The 17,022-nt window shown below is 63.0% G+C and carries 16 protein-coding genes and 1 pseudogene; 5 read left to right on the top strand and 12 right to left on the bottom strand.

All coding sequences use genetic code 11. The features are described 5' to 3' along the window. Positions 1-438 precede the first annotated feature (438 nt). Both HX811_RS07895 and HX811_RS07890 read right to left on the bottom strand, forming a co-directional pair. Complete coding sequence (locus HX811_RS07895) at positions 439-1,929, bottom strand: aldehyde dehydrogenase family protein (RefSeq protein WP_177045466.1); 1,491 nt, start codon at positions 1,927-1,929, stop codon at positions 439-441. Between the two features lie 13 nt (positions 1,930-1,942). After that, entirely contained in the window at positions 1,943-2,332 is a 390-nt protein-coding gene (locus HX811_RS07890; RefSeq protein ID WP_008431083.1) for a cytochrome c family protein, read from the bottom strand. A 226-nt stretch (positions 2,333-2,558) separates the two neighbouring features. Here HX811_RS07890 and HX811_RS07885 point away from each other — a divergent pair, with 226 nt between their 5' ends. The 3 genes and pseudogenes from HX811_RS07885 (at position 2,559) to HX811_RS32185 (ending at position 6,076) form a co-directional block, all read left to right on the top strand. Continuing rightward, positions 2,559-3,881: a hypothetical protein gene (locus HX811_RS07885; protein WP_003212614.1), complete on the top strand. Its 1,323-nt coding sequence runs from the start codon at positions 2,559-2,561 to the stop codon at positions 3,879-3,881. 53 nt (positions 3,882-3,934) lie between these two features. Further along, positions 3,935-5,221, top strand: a pseudogene (locus HX811_RS32190) (HAMP domain-containing protein); the annotation flags it as partial. Between the two features lie 24 nt (positions 5,222-5,245). Further along, positions 5,246-6,076, top strand: coding sequence for a methyl-accepting chemotaxis protein (locus HX811_RS32185; RefSeq protein WP_371132386.1), 831 nt, complete (start codon positions 5,246-5,248; stop codon positions 6,074-6,076). A gap of 130 nt (positions 6,077-6,206) precedes the next feature. Here HX811_RS32185 and hpaC read toward each other — a convergent pair whose 3' ends face one another. Further along, a complete protein-coding gene (hpaC, locus tag HX811_RS07875) occupies positions 6,207-6,719 on the bottom strand; it encodes a 4-hydroxyphenylacetate 3-monooxygenase, reductase component (RefSeq protein ID WP_003212611.1) in 513 nt (170 codons plus the stop codon). 219 nt (positions 6,720-6,938) lie between these two features. On the opposite strand from hpaC, the gene HX811_RS07870 reads away from it, so the two are divergent. After that, positions 6,939-7,544 (top strand): response regulator transcription factor, encoded by a 606-nt coding sequence (locus HX811_RS07870; RefSeq protein ID WP_177045465.1) that lies wholly within the window; start codon positions 6,939-6,941, stop codon positions 7,542-7,544. Between the two features lie 147 nt (positions 7,545-7,691). Here the strand turns inward: HX811_RS07870 and feaR are convergent, their stop codons facing one another. The 9 genes from feaR to HX811_RS07825 form a co-directional block, all read right to left on the bottom strand. Further along, the gene (feaR, locus tag HX811_RS07865; protein WP_177045464.1) at positions 7,692-8,612 is read right to left on the bottom strand and encodes a transcriptional regulator FeaR; all 921 of its coding nucleotides are present in this window, start codon (positions 8,610-8,612) and stop codon (positions 7,692-7,694) included. A gap of 60 nt (positions 8,613-8,672) precedes the next feature. Then, positions 8,673-9,623, bottom strand: a complete 951-nt coding sequence (locus HX811_RS07860) for a PDR/VanB family oxidoreductase (RefSeq protein WP_177045463.1) — start codon at positions 9,621-9,623, stop codon at positions 8,673-8,675. A gap of 100 nt (positions 9,624-9,723) precedes the next feature. Next, positions 9,724-10,464 carry an SDR family NAD(P)-dependent oxidoreductase gene (locus tag HX811_RS07855; RefSeq protein WP_003208858.1) on the bottom strand — a complete coding sequence of 247 codons (741 nt, stop codon included), beginning with the start codon at positions 10,462-10,464 and terminating at the stop codon, positions 9,724-9,726. 139 nt (positions 10,465-10,603) lie between these two features. Beyond that, the gene (locus tag HX811_RS07850) at positions 10,604-11,095 is read right to left on the bottom strand and encodes an aromatic-ring-hydroxylating dioxygenase subunit beta (protein ID WP_008431075.1); all 492 of its coding nucleotides are present in this window, start codon (positions 11,093-11,095) and stop codon (positions 10,604-10,606) included. Then, complete coding sequence (locus HX811_RS07845) at positions 11,092-12,375, bottom strand: Rieske 2Fe-2S domain-containing protein (protein ID WP_003208861.1); 1,284 nt, start codon at positions 12,373-12,375, stop codon at positions 11,092-11,094. Before HX811_RS07845 ends, HX811_RS07850 begins: the two co-directional genes overlap by 4 nt. A gap of 24 nt (positions 12,376-12,399) precedes the next feature. Beyond that, positions 12,400-13,527, bottom strand: a complete 1,128-nt coding sequence (locus tag HX811_RS07840; protein ID WP_177045462.1) for an amidase — start codon at positions 13,525-13,527, stop codon at positions 12,400-12,402. Then, a complete protein-coding gene (locus tag HX811_RS07835; protein WP_008431069.1) occupies positions 13,524-13,994 on the bottom strand; it encodes a nuclear transport factor 2 family protein in 471 nt (156 codons plus the stop codon). Before HX811_RS07835 ends, HX811_RS07840 begins: the two co-directional genes overlap by 4 nt. A gap of 3 nt (positions 13,995-13,997) precedes the next feature. After that, positions 13,998-14,369 carry a hypothetical protein gene (locus HX811_RS07830; RefSeq protein ID WP_003208867.1) on the bottom strand — a complete coding sequence of 124 codons (372 nt, stop codon included), beginning with the start codon at positions 14,367-14,369 and terminating at the stop codon, positions 13,998-14,000. Positions 14,370-14,386: 17 nt separating this feature from the next. Further along, on the bottom strand, positions 14,387-15,535 hold the full coding sequence (locus HX811_RS07825) for an acyl-CoA dehydrogenase family protein (protein ID WP_102368716.1): 1,149 nt from the start codon (positions 15,533-15,535) through the stop codon (positions 14,387-14,389). A 211-nt stretch (positions 15,536-15,746) separates the two neighbouring features. On the opposite strand from HX811_RS07825, the gene HX811_RS07820 reads away from it, so the two are divergent. After that, positions 15,747-16,871, top strand: a complete 1,125-nt coding sequence (locus HX811_RS07820; RefSeq protein WP_177045461.1) for a sensor histidine kinase — start codon at positions 15,747-15,749, stop codon at positions 16,869-16,871. Positions 16,872-17,022 lie beyond the last annotated feature (151 nt).

Genomic DNA, 17,022 nt, shown 5'->3' with positions numbered 1-17,022 from the left:
CCGGCCGGCTTGAGTGTTGTAAATCAAAAGCTAAAGCGGGCACATTTCAAATGTGGGAGCGGGCTTGCTCGCGAAGGTCGTTAACGATGACGCTGGCATCCTGATTCAACGCGGCGGTCTCAGGCTTTTCGCGAGCAAGCCCGCTCCCACAGAAAAGCAGCTCTGCTTTCGCTCTGGTTTTAGATCTGGCTTTTAACACTCAGGTCGGCTCTCAGGCCGCCGTGCTTTTGATCTTGATCTGACTGCCCCAATAAGCCTGAGGCCGAACGCAGGTATTGCGCAGCGGCTAAACCGGCAGGACGCCGGTTTAGCCGCGCCACAGCGAGGCGCCGACAGGCGGGGCAGAGCGCTTTGGTTACTTTGCCGCTTTTGCAAAGTGACTCGCTGTAAGAGCGAAACCATAGGTGGCCGTTACCTAAATAACGGATATGCCCCCAATCAATGCGCAATACACACCGACTTCAGCTCGGTATAAGCCTCAATCACCGCCCGCCCAAACTCCCGCCCCATCCCCGATTGCTTCACCCCGCCAAACGGCATCGCCGGGTCCAGCAACACATGCGCATTCACCCAAACCGTCCCCGCCTCGATCCGCGGCACCAGGTTCATCGCCTTACCCAGATCATTGGTCCAAAGACTGGCCGCCAACCCATACCGATTGTCATTGGCCAACTCAATCACCGCATCCTCATCATCAAACGCCATCACCCCCAACACCGGCCCAAACACCTCCTCCCGGGCCACCGCCATCCCATGATCGATATCCGCCAAAATCGTCGGCCGCACATAAAACCCCTCACCCGCAACCTCATCCCCACCGATCACCACCCGCGCCCCTTCAGCCCGGGCCTGCTCGATATGGCGCAGTACCCCTTGCTGCTGCTTGCGCGACACCAACGGATTAATCGCCGCCTCACCATCCATCCCCGCCCCCAACGGCATCGCCGACACCGCAGCCGCCAACCCCTCGACAAACCGGTCATACACCGAACGATGCACATAAAAGCGCGAAGCCGCCGCACACACCTGCCCGTTGTTCAGCAACCCACCCAGGATCGCCCCCTGGATCGCCTTATCAATATCCGCATCCCCCAACACGATCATCGGATTCTTGCCCCCCAACTCCAGGGCAAACCGCGTCATGTTCTCCATGCACGCCACCCCCACGCTCTTGCCCACCGCAGTCGAACCGGTAAACGACACCTTGCTCACCAACGGATGAGCAGTCAGAACGCCCCCCACCGAGGCCCCGCCGCCGGTCACCACGTTGAATACCCCCGCCGGAATCCCCGCCTCCAGCGCCAGCTCCGCCAGGCGCATCGCCGTCAGCGGCGTTTCCATCGCCGGCTTGATGATCACCGTGCACCCGGTCGCCAGCGCCGGCATCAATTTCCAGGCCGCAATCAGCAGCGGGAAATTCCACGGAACGATGCCCACCACCACGCCCACCGGCTCACGCTTGGTGAACGCAGTGAACCTGGCCCCCGGCGGCAAAGGGATGGACACGTCGAAGGTCTGCCCTTCGATCTTGGTCGCCCAGCCCGACATGTAGCGCATGAACTCCACCGTGGCGTTCAGATCCAGCCCCCGCGCCAGGTTGATCGACTTGCCCTGGCTCAAGGTTTCCAGCTGCGCCAGCTCCTCGGCATGGGCCTCAACCAACGCGGTGAAGTTCAGCAAAATCCGCTCACGGTCGGCCGGGCGCAAACCCGACCACACGCGGGACTTGAACGCCGCATGGGACGACTGCACCGCCTGCTCCACCACGTGCAGCGGCGCGTCGAGGGTTTCGCACAGGGTTTGCCCGGTGGCCGGATTGACCACCTTGATGTGTTCGCCCTCGGCAAATACCCACTGGCCATCGATAAAGCAGCCATGACGACGGTCCAGGAATGCAGCCACCTGCGGCAGGATTTCAACGTTGCTCATGATTCACCTGTATTCAATGTTGTTCTTTGAGAAAGCAGGCGACCGCTTGGCGATCGTCGGCCGAAGCCAGGCCCATGTAGGGCATGTAGGTGCCGGGCACAAACGCCTGGGGTTGGGTGATGAATTGCGCGATGGTCTCGGCTTGCCACTCGACGTTTTTGTCACGCATCGCCTGGGAGTAGCTGAAGCCCGCCAGGGAGCCGGATTTACGTCCGTAAACGCCCGCCAGGTTCGGCCCCATCATTGTCGCGCCGCCCTTCGCCACCGCATGGCACACGCTGCATTCGTTGGCGAAAACCTGGGCGCCACGGCTCTGGTCAGGGCCGCATTCAGCGGCGAATGCGCTGTGGGCCAGGACCAGCGACAGCAGGCCGGCCAGGGAAAATCTGTGTGCAGTGAACATAGAAAAACGACCTTGGAAATCATCGAAGTTGCCGACGATTGTCAGGGCTCAAGGTCGCTCGGGTTTTGCCCTGCGTGCCAGTCGTATTGGCCGGGCTGCCAAACCGTGGATTCTGGCAAGCACAGTCAAGTCTTTGGCAACCAGACAAAAGGCACGTCACTTCGCCAGCATTAGTATCGCGGCAGACCCCAACCCTGTGGTCATGAACAAGAATGGATGCCACACCATGCTCAAGTCCCCCTTGCTTCGTCTCTCGACCCTCGCGCTGATGATCGGCGCCAACCCGGCCGGCGCTTATGAGCTGTACGCCGATGACAGCAGTCATCTGAACGCCACGCTGGAAGCGGTATTCGGTGCCTTCCACAGCCAGCAGAACTACAGTCAATCCGGCCGCCTGGCCAAGGGCTCCTCGTCCTGGCGCGAGGGCTACGTGAAGTACGGCCTGAGCTTCGACAAAAGCTTCAGCGGCGCCGGCACCACCTACGGTGCGGCCAACCTGCTGAGTTCCGGCACCTGGGGCGACGGCGATGCCGCAGGTTTCAGCGACGGTTCGGAGCGCACCACAAAATTCGAAGACGCCTACCTCGGCTGGCGCTCGGGCAAGTTGTTTGAGGCCCTGGGCGAAAATGGCGTGGACCTGTCCTTCGGCCGCCAGAACATCGTGGTCGGCGACGGTTTCCTGATTGACGGCGACGCGCTGAACTTCGGCAAGGGCGTGGCCGATGGCGACCTCAATCGCGGCGGCGGCTACTACATCGCCGCCCGCAAGGCCTTCGACGAAACCGCCGTGTTGCGCCTGGGCGGCAAGGACGGCTGGCGCAGCGACCTGATGTGGCTCAAGTCCGATAACCGTGCCCAGGCCAAGACCGAGATGTACGTCGCCACCCTCGAACACGTGGCCGCCGAAGGCACCGTGGGGCTGACGTACATCGATACCACCGACGTCGACAAGCAGTACGCCTCCCCCACGCAGCTGGAACGCGATGGCATGAAGACCTACAGCCTGCGGGCCACGGGCAATGCCGGGGTGACCAACCTGTTCCTGTCCGGCGAATACGCCTGGCAGGACAAGCCCCACACCGGCAACGAAGACGCCTGGTACCTGGAAGCTGGCTGGACCTTCTCCGACGTGACCTGGACGCCGTATGTGAGCTACCGCTACAGCCGCTTCTCGGAAGGCTTCGACCCGCTGTTCTACGGTTTCAGCCGTGGCTACGGCACCTGGTTCCAGGGTGAAGTGGCGGGCAATTACGCCGGGCCGTTCAACAACAACTCACGCATCCAGAACGTCACGTTCAAGGTTTCGCCCCTGCAGAACCTCAACGTCGGCGCGGTGTTGTTCGACTTCAAGACCATCGACCGCAACCTCGGCAACAACGACGGCCACGAGCTGGACCTGTACGCCGAATGGCACGTCAACGACCACCTGACGGTGATGCCGCTGATCGGCCTGTACCAGCCGGACAAGAGCGCCGAGCAAGGCGGCACGCAGCTGGGCAACCACGATAAAAACCTCTACAGCCAAGTGGTGTTCGCCACTAACTTCTAAGCCCGGCCGGGGCGGTGGCGCCGCCATCGCCCCGCCTGGCCAAGGCCTTCGCAATGCACAAGAAATTCCTCACGATCCAGAGCAAGATCGCCCTGCTCGCCGGCCTCTGCCTGTTATTGGTGGTCGGCCTGCTGATGAGCCTGTCGCTGTACCAGACCCACCAGAGCAGCCAGCACGTGGCCCAGGCCAGCAGCGACATGCTCGCTGCCGCCGCCAAGGAACACATGCAGGCCCTGGGGCAAGTTCAGGCCATGCAGGTGCAACGCACCTTCATGCAAACCCATGAATACGGCCAGGGCTTGTCGCGTTATGTGCTGTACCTGCGGCAACTGCAACAACAGGGCAAACTGACCCGCCCAGAGTTGCGCCAGGAGCTGAATACCCAGCTGCGCCAGGCCCTGGTCGACAAGCCCGACCTGCTCGGGATTTACGTCATTTTCGAAGCCAATGCCCTGGACGGTGACGATGCCCACTTCGTCGACCAGGCCGCCGTCGGCAGCAACGAGGCCGGGCGCTTCGCCCAATACTGGGTGCAGGCCACCCCGGGTGAACTGACAGCGGTAGTCGGCGACGAAGCGCTGCTGGCCAATACCTCGCCCGGCCCCAGCGGCGCGCCGTACAACGCCTTCTACACCTGCGCCCGCGACACCGCCAGGGCCTGTGTACTGGAGCCGTATTTCGACGAGGCTTCCGGCAGCCGCAAGCTGGTGACCAGCATTGCGTTCCCGCTGATGGAGCACGGCAAGGTGATCGCGGTGATTGGCCTGGACATCAACCTGGCAGCCTTGCAACAGGCCAGCCATACCAGCGCCGGGCAACTGTTCGACGGCCACGGGCAAGTCAGCATCGTCAGCCCCGAAGGCGTGATTTCCGCCTACAGCGAGGACGCCAGCCGCCTCGGGCAGCCGATCAGCGAAGTCATGCACGATGGCGCCCAGGTACTGGACGCGTTGCGCCAGGGGCAACCGCAAACCTTTGTCGATCAACAGCAAATCAAGCTACTCGAACCGCTGGCACCGATTGCCGGTGCCGCACCGTGGGGCGTTCTGGTGGGCGTGCCGCAGTCGGTGCTGCTGGCGCCGGTCACTGCGCTGCAACAGCAACTCGATGCCCAAGGGGTGAAAAGCACCGCCCTGGAACTGCTGCTGGGTGGCGGCTCAGCCCTGCTCGGCCTGCTGTTGATCTGGTACGCCGCGCTGCGCATCACCCGGCCGCTGCAAACCCTGACCCGGGTGATGGAAGACATTTCCCGGGGCGAAGGCGACCTGACGCGGCGGCTGGAGGTGCAATCCCGGGACGAGATCGGCCAGTTGGCCAGCGCCTTCAACCGTTTTGTCGAACGTATCCACCAGTCGATCCGCGAAGTGTCTTCAGCGGGGCTCGGGGTCAACCAGGTGGTCAAGCGGGTGCTGCTGGCCTCGAATTCCTCGCTGAACAACTTCGATGAACAGGCGACCCGCACCAATAGTGTCGCGGCGGCGATCAACGAACTGGGCGCCGCCGCCCAGGAAATCGCCCGTAATGCCTCCGACGCTTCGCAGCAAGCCTCCGGCGCCCGGCAACAGGCTGAGGACGGGCGCCAGGTGGTGGAGCGCACGATTGCCGTGATGAATGAACTGTCGGGCAAGATCAGCGCCTCGTGCGTGCACATCGATGCGCTGAATCACAAGACGGTGAACATCGGGCAAATCCTGGAGGTGATCAAGGGCATCTCCCAGCAGACCAATCTGCTGGCACTGAACGCCGCCATTGAAGCGGCCCGGGCCGGTGAGGCCGGGCGCGGGTTTGCGGTGGTGGCCGATGAGGTGCGCAGCCTGGCCTATCGCACCCAGGAGTCGGCGCTGGAGATTCAGCAGATGATCGAAGAGTTGCAGGTGGGCGCACGGGAATCCGTCAGCACCATGACCGAGAGCCAGCAGCACAGCGAGGAAAGCGTGAGCATCGCCAACCTGGCGGGTACGCGGCTGGCCAGCGTGACGCAGAGGATTGGCGAGATTGATAACGTCAACCAGTCGGTGGCGGCGGCGACCGAGGAGCAGACGTCAGTGGTGGAAGCGCTGAATGTGGACATTACCGAGATCAATATGCTGAACCAGGCCGGGGTGGAAAACCTGCAGTCGACGCTGCAGGCCTGTACCGAGCTTGAGCGTGAAGCGGAACGCTTGAATCAGCTGGTGGGCAGCTTTCGCATCTGACCAACAACTGCCCCGCAGGCCCCATGTGGGAGCGGGCTTGCTCGCGAAGACAGAGTGTCAGCCACTGAATAGGTTTCTGATACACCGCCTTCGCGAGCAAGCCCGCTCCCACATTTGATCCCCTGCATCTTCAGCAATGGGCGCCAGCATGCTCAATCCGGTGAAACAGCCGGTTGAAGTACACCAGGCTGTCGCCCTGCCCCCGCACCCCAACCCGCGACAACTCCACGAACATCACCGAATGCGACCCTACCTCCTTGCACTCACTGATACGCCCTTCCAGTTGCACCAGCGCATCCCGCAGCACCGGTACCCCCGCCTCGCCTCCGTCCCACAGGTCCCAGGCAAACCGCTCCGCCATGGGCACCTGGGTCATCCCGGCAAAGTGCCGCGCCAGCTCTTCCTGCTCCCCGCACAGCACGTTCACGCACAGCTGCCCATTGGTACGGAACACATCATGGGTCGCACTCCCGCGGTTCACGCACACCAACACCGTGGGGGGCGAATCCGTCACCGAGCACACCGCACTCGCCGTGATCCCGCAACGCCCGCCCGGGCCGTTGGTGGTGATGATGTTCACCGCGGCCGGCAGTTGCGCCATGGCGTTGCGAAAGTCGATTTGCTGCTGGCTCAGGTCGGCCATGTCGGTGCCCCTTTACGGTCCGTGGGTGATGCCACAAGACTAAGACGCCCCGTGCGGCGCGACCATTCAGACGATCCCCATGCCGACTAGGTGGTTTCTTTATCGTCAGGGCCGTTCACACTGGGTATTCTGCTGGCAAGGCTCCACAGATGAGCCAATGTCCGCCGCAGCGTGCCCGCGTGCGAAAACAACAATTAGAAATTCTCGTGGCAGTCCCTGATGGAAATTCGCACACCGATTGTTTACATCGTTGATGACGACAAAGACCTGCGTACCTCGCTGGCCTGGCTGCTGGAGTCGGTCAGCATAAAGGCCCAATGTTTCGCCGGGGCCGAAGAGTTCCTTGAGCACTACGACCCGCGCCAGCCCGCCTGCCTGGTGCTGGACGTGCGCATGCCGCAGACCAGCGGCTTCCAGTTGCAGGAGATCCTCAACCGGCGCGGCAGCACCTTGCCGACCATCTTCGTGTCGGCCCACGGCGACATACCGATGTCGGTCACCGCAATGAAAAACGGCGCGCTGGATTTCGTCGAGAAGCCCTACAACCCGCAACAGATGATCGACCGCATCCAGGCCGCGCTGAAGACCGCTGTACAGGCCCAGGCCGACCAGGAACAGCGCGAGCACCTGCAAGGCAAGCTGGCGCTGCTGACGAGCCGGGAGCGAGAAGTGTTGATGCTGGTGGTGGACGGCAAGGCGAGCAAGGTGATTGCCCGCGAGCTGAACATCAGCGTGAAGACCGTTGACGTGCACCGCACCAAGATCAAGGAAAAGATGGGCGTGACCAGCATCGCCATGCTGGTCCGCGAGGTGTTGTATCCCTAGGGCGCGATGATTGAATGTGGGAGCTGTCGAGCCTTGGCGAGGCTGCGATGGGATCGCTGCGGTGTACCTGTCAGACCGAGTGGCCTGCATCGCGGGCAAGCCCGGCTCCCACAGGAAAATGCATTCCAGGTTCGGGAGCGGCACGCATCAATGATGGCTATAGCGCTTGCGGTACTCGCCCGGTGACACGCCGAAGCGCGACTTGAACGCCGATGAGAAGTAGCTGGAGTCGGAGAAGCCCCAGGCATAACACAGCGCCGACAGCTTCTGCTCCGCCGGCGAATGGCGCAGGGTTTCGGCGCAGAAATCCAGGCGTCGGTGCTTGATGTATTGCGCCACCACCAGCCCGCGCTTGGAAAACATCCGGTACAGCCCGCGCACCGACACCCCGACTTCCCGGGCGATCAGCTCCGGGCAGAGTTCTTCGGCGCCGATGTGCGCATCGATGTAGGCGATGGTCTTGCGAAACTGCCGTTCCTGGGTGTCCACACCGTTGTCCCGGGCGCTGATCCCCGGCAGCAGCAGGCTGACCAATGCATCCAGCACGGCTTCGCTTTCCTGCATGCCCAGGTCGTTTTGCTGGCGGGTGTCGAGCACCATCTGGCTGGCCATCAGCGCCAACGGCGTGCGCGCCGAGATCCGCGTCGCGCAGTTGACCGCCGTGAAGTGCGAACCGCGCTCCACCACCTGGCGCGGCAGGATCAGCGACAATTGCCGGGAGTTGTCGTGGTAGGTCATGTCACTGGGGCGGCAGGCGTCGATCAGGGCGATGTCACCGCAGCCCAGCTGCGCACGGTTGTCGCCCTGTTCCAGCTGCGCGCTGCCCTGCAACTGGAACACCGCGTAGTAGTGCCCTTCATTGCCGATACTGACTTCCTTGCTGCTGCGATACAGATGCACCTGGGCCATATCGACCACGCTGAGCTTGATCGCGCCGCTGCGAAACTCGCTCAATTCCCCATAAAACCCCGCGCCCAAGGCGCGGGCATCGAAGCGTCCACAGGCCTGGTTAACCTGCTGCAACCAACGCTCGAACGATTCGTTACGTTGCACCGTTGAACTCATCATGACCGCAAGGCCTCACGTTTTTTATTTTTTTGGTCCCAGCAATCTTACGGGTAGCGCCGATCAAATATCCAATACCAGACGAGCGGATACCGCCCGGGAAACACACGCACAAATCTGCCGGTTGGCGGCCTTCTCCTTGGTCGACAGGCAATTGTCACGGTGCTCGGGCACGCCTTCCAGCACCTCGACAATGCAGGTGCCGCAGATGCCTTCGCGGCACTCGGTGTCGATGTCGCAACCGTGGGCCTGCAATACGTCCACCAGGCTGGTATTCGCCGGTACTTGCAGCACCACGCCGGAGCTGGCCAGCTCCACCTCGAAACCACTGCTGGGCCCGACATTCACCGCCGGGTCGGCCTGGAAGTGCTCCAGGTGGATCGCTTCCTCGGGACGGCTGCGGGCCGCCACTTCCACCACCTTGTGCATGAACGGCGCGGGGCCGCAGGTGTAGACGTGGGCAGCCGCGCCCGCCTGCTCCAGGCAGGTACTCAAGGCCGCATCCAGCGCGCCCGGCTCGACGCCATAGTGAAACTGCACATGCTCGCCGAATGTATCGGCCAACAGCTGGGTAAACGCCGCGTACTGCGCTGAACGTGCAAAATAGTGCAGGCGCCACGGCTGGCCGCTGTCGGCCAGTCGATAGGCCATGCTCAACAGCGGCGTCACCCCGATACCGGCGGCAAACAGGGCATGGGCCGGCGCCTCCGGGTCGAGGCGGAACAGGTTGCGCGGCGCGCCCATCTCCAGCTCCATGCCCTCCTGCACCTGCTCATGCAGGGCCAGGGAGCCGCCACGGGATTGCGCCTCTTTCTTCACCGCCACCAGGTACGCGCGGCCATCGTGGGGCGGGCTGCACAGCGAATACTGGCGGGTGACGCCGGTTGGCCCGGTAAGGTCCACATGGGCCCCGGGCTCATAACTGTCGAGGGGCTGGCCGTCACTGCGCACGAGGCGAAAGGAACGGATATCCAGCGCTTCCTCGACGATGCGTTCGATCTTCACCTTCATCATTGCAGCACCTGAATCCTGTTGTTTCGGTTGAACGCTAACCTGTGGCGAGGGAGCTTGCTCCCGCTGGACTGCGCAGCAGGCCCACTCTCTTCGGCGATGACTAGCGCATGAACAGCCCGCCGTTGATGTCCCAGCACGCGCCCGTGATCGAGGCGGCGTGGTCGGCGATCAACAGCAGCACGGTGTCGGCGATGGTGTGCGGGTCGCCGAGGGTGCCCGTCGGGATAATCTTGAGGATCTGCTCCAGGCGCTCCGGCGCCACGGTTTCGCGCACTACCGGCAAATCAAGCGGGCCTGGCGAAATGCTGTTGACCGTCACGCCCCGGGGCGCCAGTTCACGGGCGAAGACCTTGGTCAGCGTAGCCACGCCGCCCTTGGCCGCGGCGTAATGCGCGCCAGTGGCAGTGCCGCCGTTTTGCCCGGCGAGGGAGGCGATATTGACGATGCGCCCGAACCCTCGTTCGGCGAAATGCGCACCAAACACCTGGCAGGCCACGAACGTGCCCCGCAGGTTGATCGCCATCGATTCGTCGAATTCCTCGGGTGTGATGTCCATCAGCGCCGCAACTTTCGACACCCCGGCGTTGTTCACCAGGATATCGGTGCCGCCCCAGCGCTCGCTGAGCAGGTCCCGGGCGCGAATAAAATCGGCCTTGTTGCGCACGTCCAGCTCGATGGCGACGGCGGTTTCGCCGCGGTTGTCGAGTTCAGAGGCCAGGCGCTGCACGCCGTCCAGGTGCACATCCGCCAGGCCCACGCGGTAGCCTGCGGCGTGCAGGCGCCGGGCGATGCATTCGCCGAGGCCACGGGAGGCGCCGGTTACAAGCGCGATTCGGTTCATCAGGATGTCCTCATCTCAACTGTGGGAGCGGGCTTGCTCGCGAATGCGGTGTGTCAGTCAATGCATGTGGCGACTGATCCACCGCATTCGCGAGCAAGCCCGCTCCCACATTGGTTTTGTGTCGTTGTTTGAATCGTGCTTACAACAGAAAGCCGAGTGCACTCAGGCTGTCGGTGGAATTGATCAGCCGCACCACCTTGCGCTCCAGGGTCGCGACCCCGGCGCTGAACCGGATGCGGTAATTCAGGTCGGCCACGAACGGCGTGTGCACCCCGCGCTTGTAGGCATAGAGCAGCTGCGCACAGTTAACCTCCACCACCTCGCCCGCCGCTTCCACCAGGGTGAATCGCGAAACACTGCGCACGGTTTTCGCCGCATCCACCGCTGACGGTGAATACCCCGCCGTCAGCCGTTCGATGCGCAGGTCACGCATACGCGCATCGTCATAGGCGTAGTTGAGGTTGGCTTCAAAATCCTCGGTGTCCGGGTCGATCGGCACGACGTAGCGCCCGCTCTCGCTCCACAACGCGGCCCATTGCACGTAGTCCTTGTGGTCCAGCAGTTCGGCTTCACGCCAGATGAATTCGATGGCCTGGGCCAGCGGTGCGGTAAAACCAGTCAGGGTGTTCATTGGCTCATCATCCTTTTCCACATGTCATAGGCCCCGCGCATGCCGCCTTCATCAGTGGCGTGGGATACCTTGTCGCCGTTGTCGGCCAGCACTTCGCGGTTCAGGCCACGGTTGACCAGGATCGGTGCGTCCACGCCGGCATACGAGCCGCGTTGCACCCGGTCCCAGGCCTCGGCGTCGTCGGGGCTGCCAAAGCCGAACGGGCCCTGGAAGTGTTCGTGGATGCGCAGGCGCTCGCGGTTGGCAACCTGTGGGCCGCCCTCCATGCCCAGGGCGACGTGGCGGATTTCGGTCTCGGTGACCGACACCGGGCGCAGCACCCGGAAGAACGACATCGACATGGCGACATTGGGAAACAGGTTGAGGTTGAACCCGGCGCCGTGCAGCGAGCGCACGATGCGTCGCACCTGGGCCGGCTCCATGGTTTTCGACAGTTCTTCGGTGACGTGGGCGAAACGCTCCTGCAACTGCTCGGTACCGTCGTCGTGGTCCAGGTCGACATGCTCGGGCACCATCACCATCACGCTGTGGCCATTGCCCAGGGAATGGGTGACGGCCTGCTCGTCGGTCATGAACGAGAGCATTTCCGAGGTCTCGGCGTCCACCGACGACATGAACGACTTGTGCACGATCGGGAAGTGGTAGCCGTCGGTGGTGTTTTCCAGCTGGATCTTCCAGTTGCCCTTGAAGCTGAACTTGTGTTCGCCCTGGGTCTTGATCGGGTAGCCGGCGCCCTGCTTCATGAACAGGTCCATCCAGTGTTTGGCGCCGCCGAGAAAGTCGGCCAACGGTTCGATATCGTCGTTGTAGCTGGCGAATACCATCCCGGCGTAGCTGTCCACCCGCAGGCTGGTCAGGGGTAACTCGGACTTTTCCAGGATGCCTTCGTAGCCGTCCGGGTAAGGCAGCGCCCGCAGCTTGCCGTCCAAGCCATAGGACCAGCTGTGATACGGGCAGGTGAAGCCGGTGGCGTTGCCCTTGTGCTTCTCGCAAACCGTGGCGCCACGGTGGCGGCAGCGGTTTTCCAGCACGTTGATCGCGCCTTTCTTGTCGCGCACCACAATCACCGGGCGCCGGCCGATGGTCGCGGTCTTGAAGTCGCCGCTGTTGCGCACTTCGCTTTCATGGGCGACCCAGACCCAGGTGCGGTAGAAGATCTTTTCCAGTTCGGCCTCGAACAGCGCCGGGTCGTTGTACAGCGAGACGTCGACGCGATCGTGCTTGACCAACTCGTCGAGGCTTTTCGATTTGGCAATCAGCCGGTATTCATGGGTACTCATGGAGCCCTCCTCAAGGCGTTGTTCTTATTGGCGAGCCGTGATGCTCTGCTGCAGTTGTGCGCCGAGGGCACACACCCATTCGTCCTGGCCCTTACGGCCGACAATCTGCAGCCCCACCTTCAGCCCGCTGTCGGCCAGGGTCACCGGCACCGTCAACGCCGGGTGGCCGCTGAGGTTGAATGGCCGCACCAATGGCGTCATGCGGGCCACGGCCTGGCTGCCGTTGCGGGCTTCGGCCAGGGTCGGCGGCAGGTCTGGCATCGTCGGCAGCAGCAACACGGAGAATTCTTCGAGCGCGGCGTCCACCTGATGACTGAAGCGGGTGCGCACGACTTCGGCTGCGGCCAAATCAGCAGCGCTGGTGCGGCTGGCAGCCAACAAGCGTTGTTCGACATCCGCACCGATCAGGCCCTTGCCGGTGAGGTGACCGAAGGCTGCCCAGTTTTCGACGTTAATCACCGTAAGGCCGGCGCCGAACGCCGTGTCAAAGTCGTCCAGATGCAGACGCTGCTGACGCCAGCCGGCCGCGTCGACGGCAGCCATCAGGCTCGCCTTCAGCCATGGCTCACAGGCCACATCCAGAAAGCCCACCGGCACGCTGCCGGACGGCGCCGCCTGTGCCTGGAAACCCGGGCAAATCACCTGCATCGCGGCAATCAGGTCCTGCATGTTCGCGGCAAACGGCCCGACGCAATCGAGGCTGGATACCGCCGGTTGCGCGCCAATGCGGCTGACTCGGCCATAGGTCGGTTTCAACCCGGCAATCCCGCAGCACGCCGCCGGCACCCGCACCGAGCCGCCGGTGTCGGTACCAATGGCGATATCCGCCAGGCCCGCCGCAACCGCCGCGGCCGAACCGCTGGAGGAGCCGCCCGGCACGCGGTCTGGCGCCTGGGGATTGACGGGCGTACCGCTCCAGTCGTTGATGCCGGTGACGCCAAATGCCAGTTCATGCAGGCTGGTCTTGCCGACGATCTGCCAGCCGGCATCCAGGACCGCCTGCACCACGTGCGCATGCCGCGTCGCCGGCGGAGCATCGGCAAAGGCACGACTGCCCGAGCGGGTCGGATACCCGGCGATGTCGATGGAATCCTTGATGGCCACGCGTCGGCCGCCACCACCGAGTAAAAATTCGCTGACGAAGGTACTCATGGGTTCACCCCCAACATGCTATTGAACAGGCGCTGCGTACGGAAATGCGCGATCAGCCAGGTGCCGTCGACACGGCGAAAATCGATGGTCAGCCGCGTGCCGAACAACTCGCTGCGCTGGTCCGCGTAGGTGGAAATCTGTTGCATGATCCACTGCCCTGCAGCCGCGCTGCCGTCTACCTGGATCGACTCACTGGTGAGGTAATGCAGGTTCAGCGCAAAGTGTTCCGACGGTGGCAGGTAGCTGCCGACAAACGCCGCCACCGCGTCGCGCCCCCGATGCTGGCCGAAGGTCTGCGCGGTACTTGTGCCAATGCCTTCCCACACCGCATCCACGGTGAACAGCTCGGCCAACTCGCGAACGTTGGTCGCCGCCCGGGGCACGTCGCACAGGTCCATGTAGCGCGCCATCAAGCGCCTTACCTGGCTCTCCCCTTCAAGGGTTTCAACACGCTGCAACAGGTCCATGGCTCACACCCTGGCCGCTTCGGGAATGGTCAGCGGGCGGCCGATCCGCGCTTCAACCTTGGCGTAGCGCCACAGGCTGTATTCACCCACCGGCGTGGTACGGAACAGGTTGCAGGCGTCGATCACCGACTGGTGGCAGTCAACGTCGGCCATGATGTAGACGGTCCACGGCGAGGTGGTCGACGGGCCGACCATCAAGCGGTCGTCATCCATCGCCCCCAGCACGTTGATGCCCGGCATGGCGCCGAGGTCGCCCATCATCTGGCTGAAGCCTTTCCAAACGCTCAGGCCTTCGCCGGTAGGCAGGTCGAAAAAGTTCTGGGTGATGCCGATGCAGAAGACGACGCGCAGCGGTTCTTGAGTGGCTTGGGACATGGGTTGATCCTTGAAAGTCAGATGTAGCCAGGAAATGGAGGAACGCCGAGGAACACCGAGCCCGCGCCGTCGTACAGGCCTTCGCTGAGGAAGGCGTGCTGGGTCACCACCATGGCGTCGCGCAGGTAGCGCTGCAGCGGGTGGCGCAGGTAGATCGCGGTGGTGCCCGCCAGGCTGTAGGCGCTCTGCACCACGGCGGCGCCGGCCTGGGACACGTGAATGGCGGTCAGGCGCAGCAAGCTGGTTTGCTCGGCCGTGACCGGGTTGCCGGCGAGGATCGAGTTCCACACTTGTTCGGTGGCGCCGTAGAAAAAGCCCCGAGCGGCGCTCAGCCGGGCTTCGGCCTTGGCGATTTCGATGCGCACGTAGGCGCGGTCCGCCAGTTTCGGTGCGCCGGTGATGCCGCTGCCGCTGGCCATGGCGCTGATTTCATCGAGGGCCGCGCGGGCCAGGCCGAGGTTGACCACCGCCAGCACCTGGGCGGCGTAGGCAATCGAGGGATAACGAAACAGCGGCTCGTCGATGGTGGCGGCGCCGCCACGGATGAAGGTCCAGCGCTCGTCGATGTATTGGTCGGTAACTCGCAGGTCATGGCTGCCGGTGCCCTTGAGGCCGACCACGTCCCAGTTTTCGATGATTTCAACCTGGCCGGGCTTGAACACGGCAGTGCGTGGCTTGCCGCCCGCCGCACCGATGCCCACGCCCAGCAGGTCGGCGCCTTTGCAGCCGCTGGCAAACTTCCAGGTGCCGTTGACCTGCCAGCCGCCCTCGACGGTTTCCGCCGGCTGCAACGGGAACAGGCCACCGGCAAACACCAGGTCGGGGCTGTCGGCGTACAGTTCGGCGAGGGTTTCCTGGGGCAAGGCCGCAAGATACACCCCGGCGCTGCCGAAGCTGGCAACCCAGCCGGCAGAGCCATCGGCTTCGGATATGCGCTCGATCATCTGCAAGAACGTTGCGGGGGCCAGGGCATCGCCGCCGAAACAACGGGGCGTGGCCGCCCGGTAGATGCCCACCTGCTTGAAGCGTTCGATCATGTCCCGTGGCACGTGGGAGCCGGCGTCGAACTCGTCGCGGCGCTGGCGCACTTCATCGAGCACCTGCTGGAACAGCGCGGGCTGCACGTCGGGTAAAGCGTCTGGTTGCACGAGGGCCGAACGCAGCATGGGCTTTCTCCGTTGTAGTTGTTATGGACGCCGTGTCGGGCGGTGATAGGTCCAGTGTAAAAAGCCCGACCACCGTCAACTATTGGGGCGTGCAGCCCACCGGCTAAAGAAATCCCCTAGTGCGCCCCCGATTACTTCTGAGCGTGCCCCCGGATGCAAACCGGTATAACTTGCCACCGTAGTCGTCCCCTCCACCGCCAAGGGCTACGCGATGTACCTACCCAATAACAATGATTTCCACACCCTGATCGAAGCCATGCCGATCTGCACCATCCTTCACGATGCGCAGAGCAAGGACATCCTCTGGGCCAACACCGCGGCGCTGTCGGCGCTGGGGTTTACCCTGGAAGAACTGATCCCGCTCAAGGCCCCGGACATGACCCGGGACGCACCGAAGTACAAGCGCTCCATCGGCCTGCGTTGGCTCGAGCGCGCGGCCCGCAGTGGCCAGCGCACCATCGAGTGGTGTTATCGCTCCAAGGCCGGGGTGGAGATTCTTTCGGAAGCGGTCGCGACGCTGGTGCACCTGGACGGGCGCGACGTGCTGATGGTGCAGTTCCGGGATATTTCCCGGGAAGACAAGGTGAAGCGGGACCTGATCCGCGCCGAGGAAGCCCGGCGTGTCAGTGAACAGCAGCTTGAATACCTGGCCCGATACAACGCCATGGGCGAGATGGCGGTGGCGATTGCTCATGAGTTGAGCCAGCCACTGGCGGCCACGCGCAACTTTATCGAGGGGGTTTTGATTCGTCTGGGCGATACCCGCAGTGCCGACCAGGGGGTGAACTGGGGGCTGCAAAGTGCCGTGCGGCAGGTCGAGCATGCGTCAACGATCATCAAGAGTGTGCGTGATTATGTGGTCAAGCTGGAGCAGAGCGCGGAGTGGGTGGACCTCAATGAGTTGCTGCAGGAAACCCGATATTTCATCAGCCTGCGGGCCGAGCCGAGTCAGGTACGGCTGGAACTGTTCCCCAGTATTGAACCGCTGATGGTGCTTTGTGAAAAAGTGCTGATCGGGCAGGTGATTCTGAACCTGGCATTCAATGCTATTGAAGAGATGAGCGAGCTGCCCGTCGAACGTCGGGTGCTGCGGCTGCATGCCTGCCGTGATGGAAACGTGGCGCGGTTGAGTGTTGAGGATTGTGGACGCGGGATTCAGGCTGTGGCGCGGGAGAAAATCTTTGACGGGTTCTTTTCGTCGAAGGTGGGTGGTAACGGGATTGGGCTGGCGTTGTGCAAGAACATCATTGGTCGGCATCAGGGGGATATCTGGGCGCAGAATCTGGAGCCGTGTGGGGCGGTGTTCAGTTTTTCGTTGCCTTTGGTGGGGTCTTGAGATGGGGGGGTATATCCGTTTCTTCGGTAACGGCCACCTATGGTTCCGCTCTTACAGCGGGTCACTTTTTTACAAACGCCTAAAAAAGTAACCAAAAAACGCTTTGCCCCACCACTCGGTGCCTCGCCTAGGCTCGGCATGCCCGCACTCC

This window comes from Pseudomonas sp. F8002, from assembly GCF_013385495.1.
Lineage (GTDB): Bacteria > Pseudomonadota > Gammaproteobacteria > Pseudomonadales > Pseudomonadaceae > Aquipseudomonas.
This window is presented reverse-complemented; position numbering and strand designations above follow the sequence as displayed.

What these genes read in the sequence shown, in the direction of transcription:
- HX811_RS07895 (WP_177045466.1), bottom strand. Translation starts at nt 1,929, where the DNA reads ATGAGCAACGTTGAAATCCTGCCGCAGGTGGCTGCATTCCTGGACCGT.
- HX811_RS07890 (WP_008431083.1), bottom strand. Translation starts at nt 2,332, where the DNA reads ATGTTCACTGCACACAGATTTTCCCTGGCCGGCCTGCTGTCGCTGGTC.
- HX811_RS07885 (WP_003212614.1), top strand. Translation starts at nt 2,559, where the DNA reads ATGCTCAAGTCCCCCTTGCTTCGTCTCTCGACCCTCGCGCTGATGATC.
- hpaC (WP_003212611.1), bottom strand. Translation starts at nt 6,719, where the DNA reads ATGGCCGACCTGAGCCAGCAGCAAATCGACTTTCGCAACGCCATGGCG.
- HX811_RS07870 (WP_177045465.1), top strand. Translation starts at nt 6,939, where the DNA reads ATGGAAATTCGCACACCGATTGTTTACATCGTTGATGACGACAAAGAC.
- feaR (WP_177045464.1), bottom strand. Translation starts at nt 8,612, where the DNA reads ATGATGAGTTCAACGGTGCAACGTAACGAATCGTTCGAGCGTTGGTTG.
- HX811_RS07860 (WP_177045463.1), bottom strand. Translation starts at nt 9,623, where the DNA reads ATGATGAAGGTGAAGATCGAACGCATCGTCGAGGAAGCGCTGGATATC.
- HX811_RS07855 (WP_003208858.1), bottom strand. Translation starts at nt 10,464, where the DNA reads ATGAACCGAATCGCGCTTGTAACCGGCGCCTCCCGTGGCCTCGGCGAA.
- HX811_RS07850 (WP_008431075.1), bottom strand. Translation starts at nt 11,095, where the DNA reads ATGAACACCCTGACTGGTTTTACCGCACCGCTGGCCCAGGCCATCGAA.
- HX811_RS07845 (WP_003208861.1), bottom strand. Translation starts at nt 12,375, where the DNA reads ATGAGTACCCATGAATACCGGCTGATTGCCAAATCGAAAAGCCTCGAC.
- HX811_RS07840 (WP_177045462.1), bottom strand. Translation starts at nt 13,527, where the DNA reads ATGAGTACCTTCGTCAGCGAATTTTTACTCGGTGGTGGCGGCCGACGC.
- HX811_RS07835 (WP_008431069.1), bottom strand. Translation starts at nt 13,994, where the DNA reads ATGGACCTGTTGCAGCGTGTTGAAACCCTTGAAGGGGAGAGCCAGGTA.
- HX811_RS07830 (WP_003208867.1), bottom strand. Translation starts at nt 14,369, where the DNA reads ATGTCCCAAGCCACTCAAGAACCGCTGCGCGTCGTCTTCTGCATCGGC.
- HX811_RS07825 (WP_102368716.1), bottom strand. Translation starts at nt 15,535, where the DNA reads ATGCTGCGTTCGGCCCTCGTGCAACCAGACGCTTTACCCGACGTGCAG.
- HX811_RS07820 (WP_177045461.1), top strand. Translation starts at nt 15,747, where the DNA reads ATGTACCTACCCAATAACAATGATTTCCACACCCTGATCGAAGCCATG.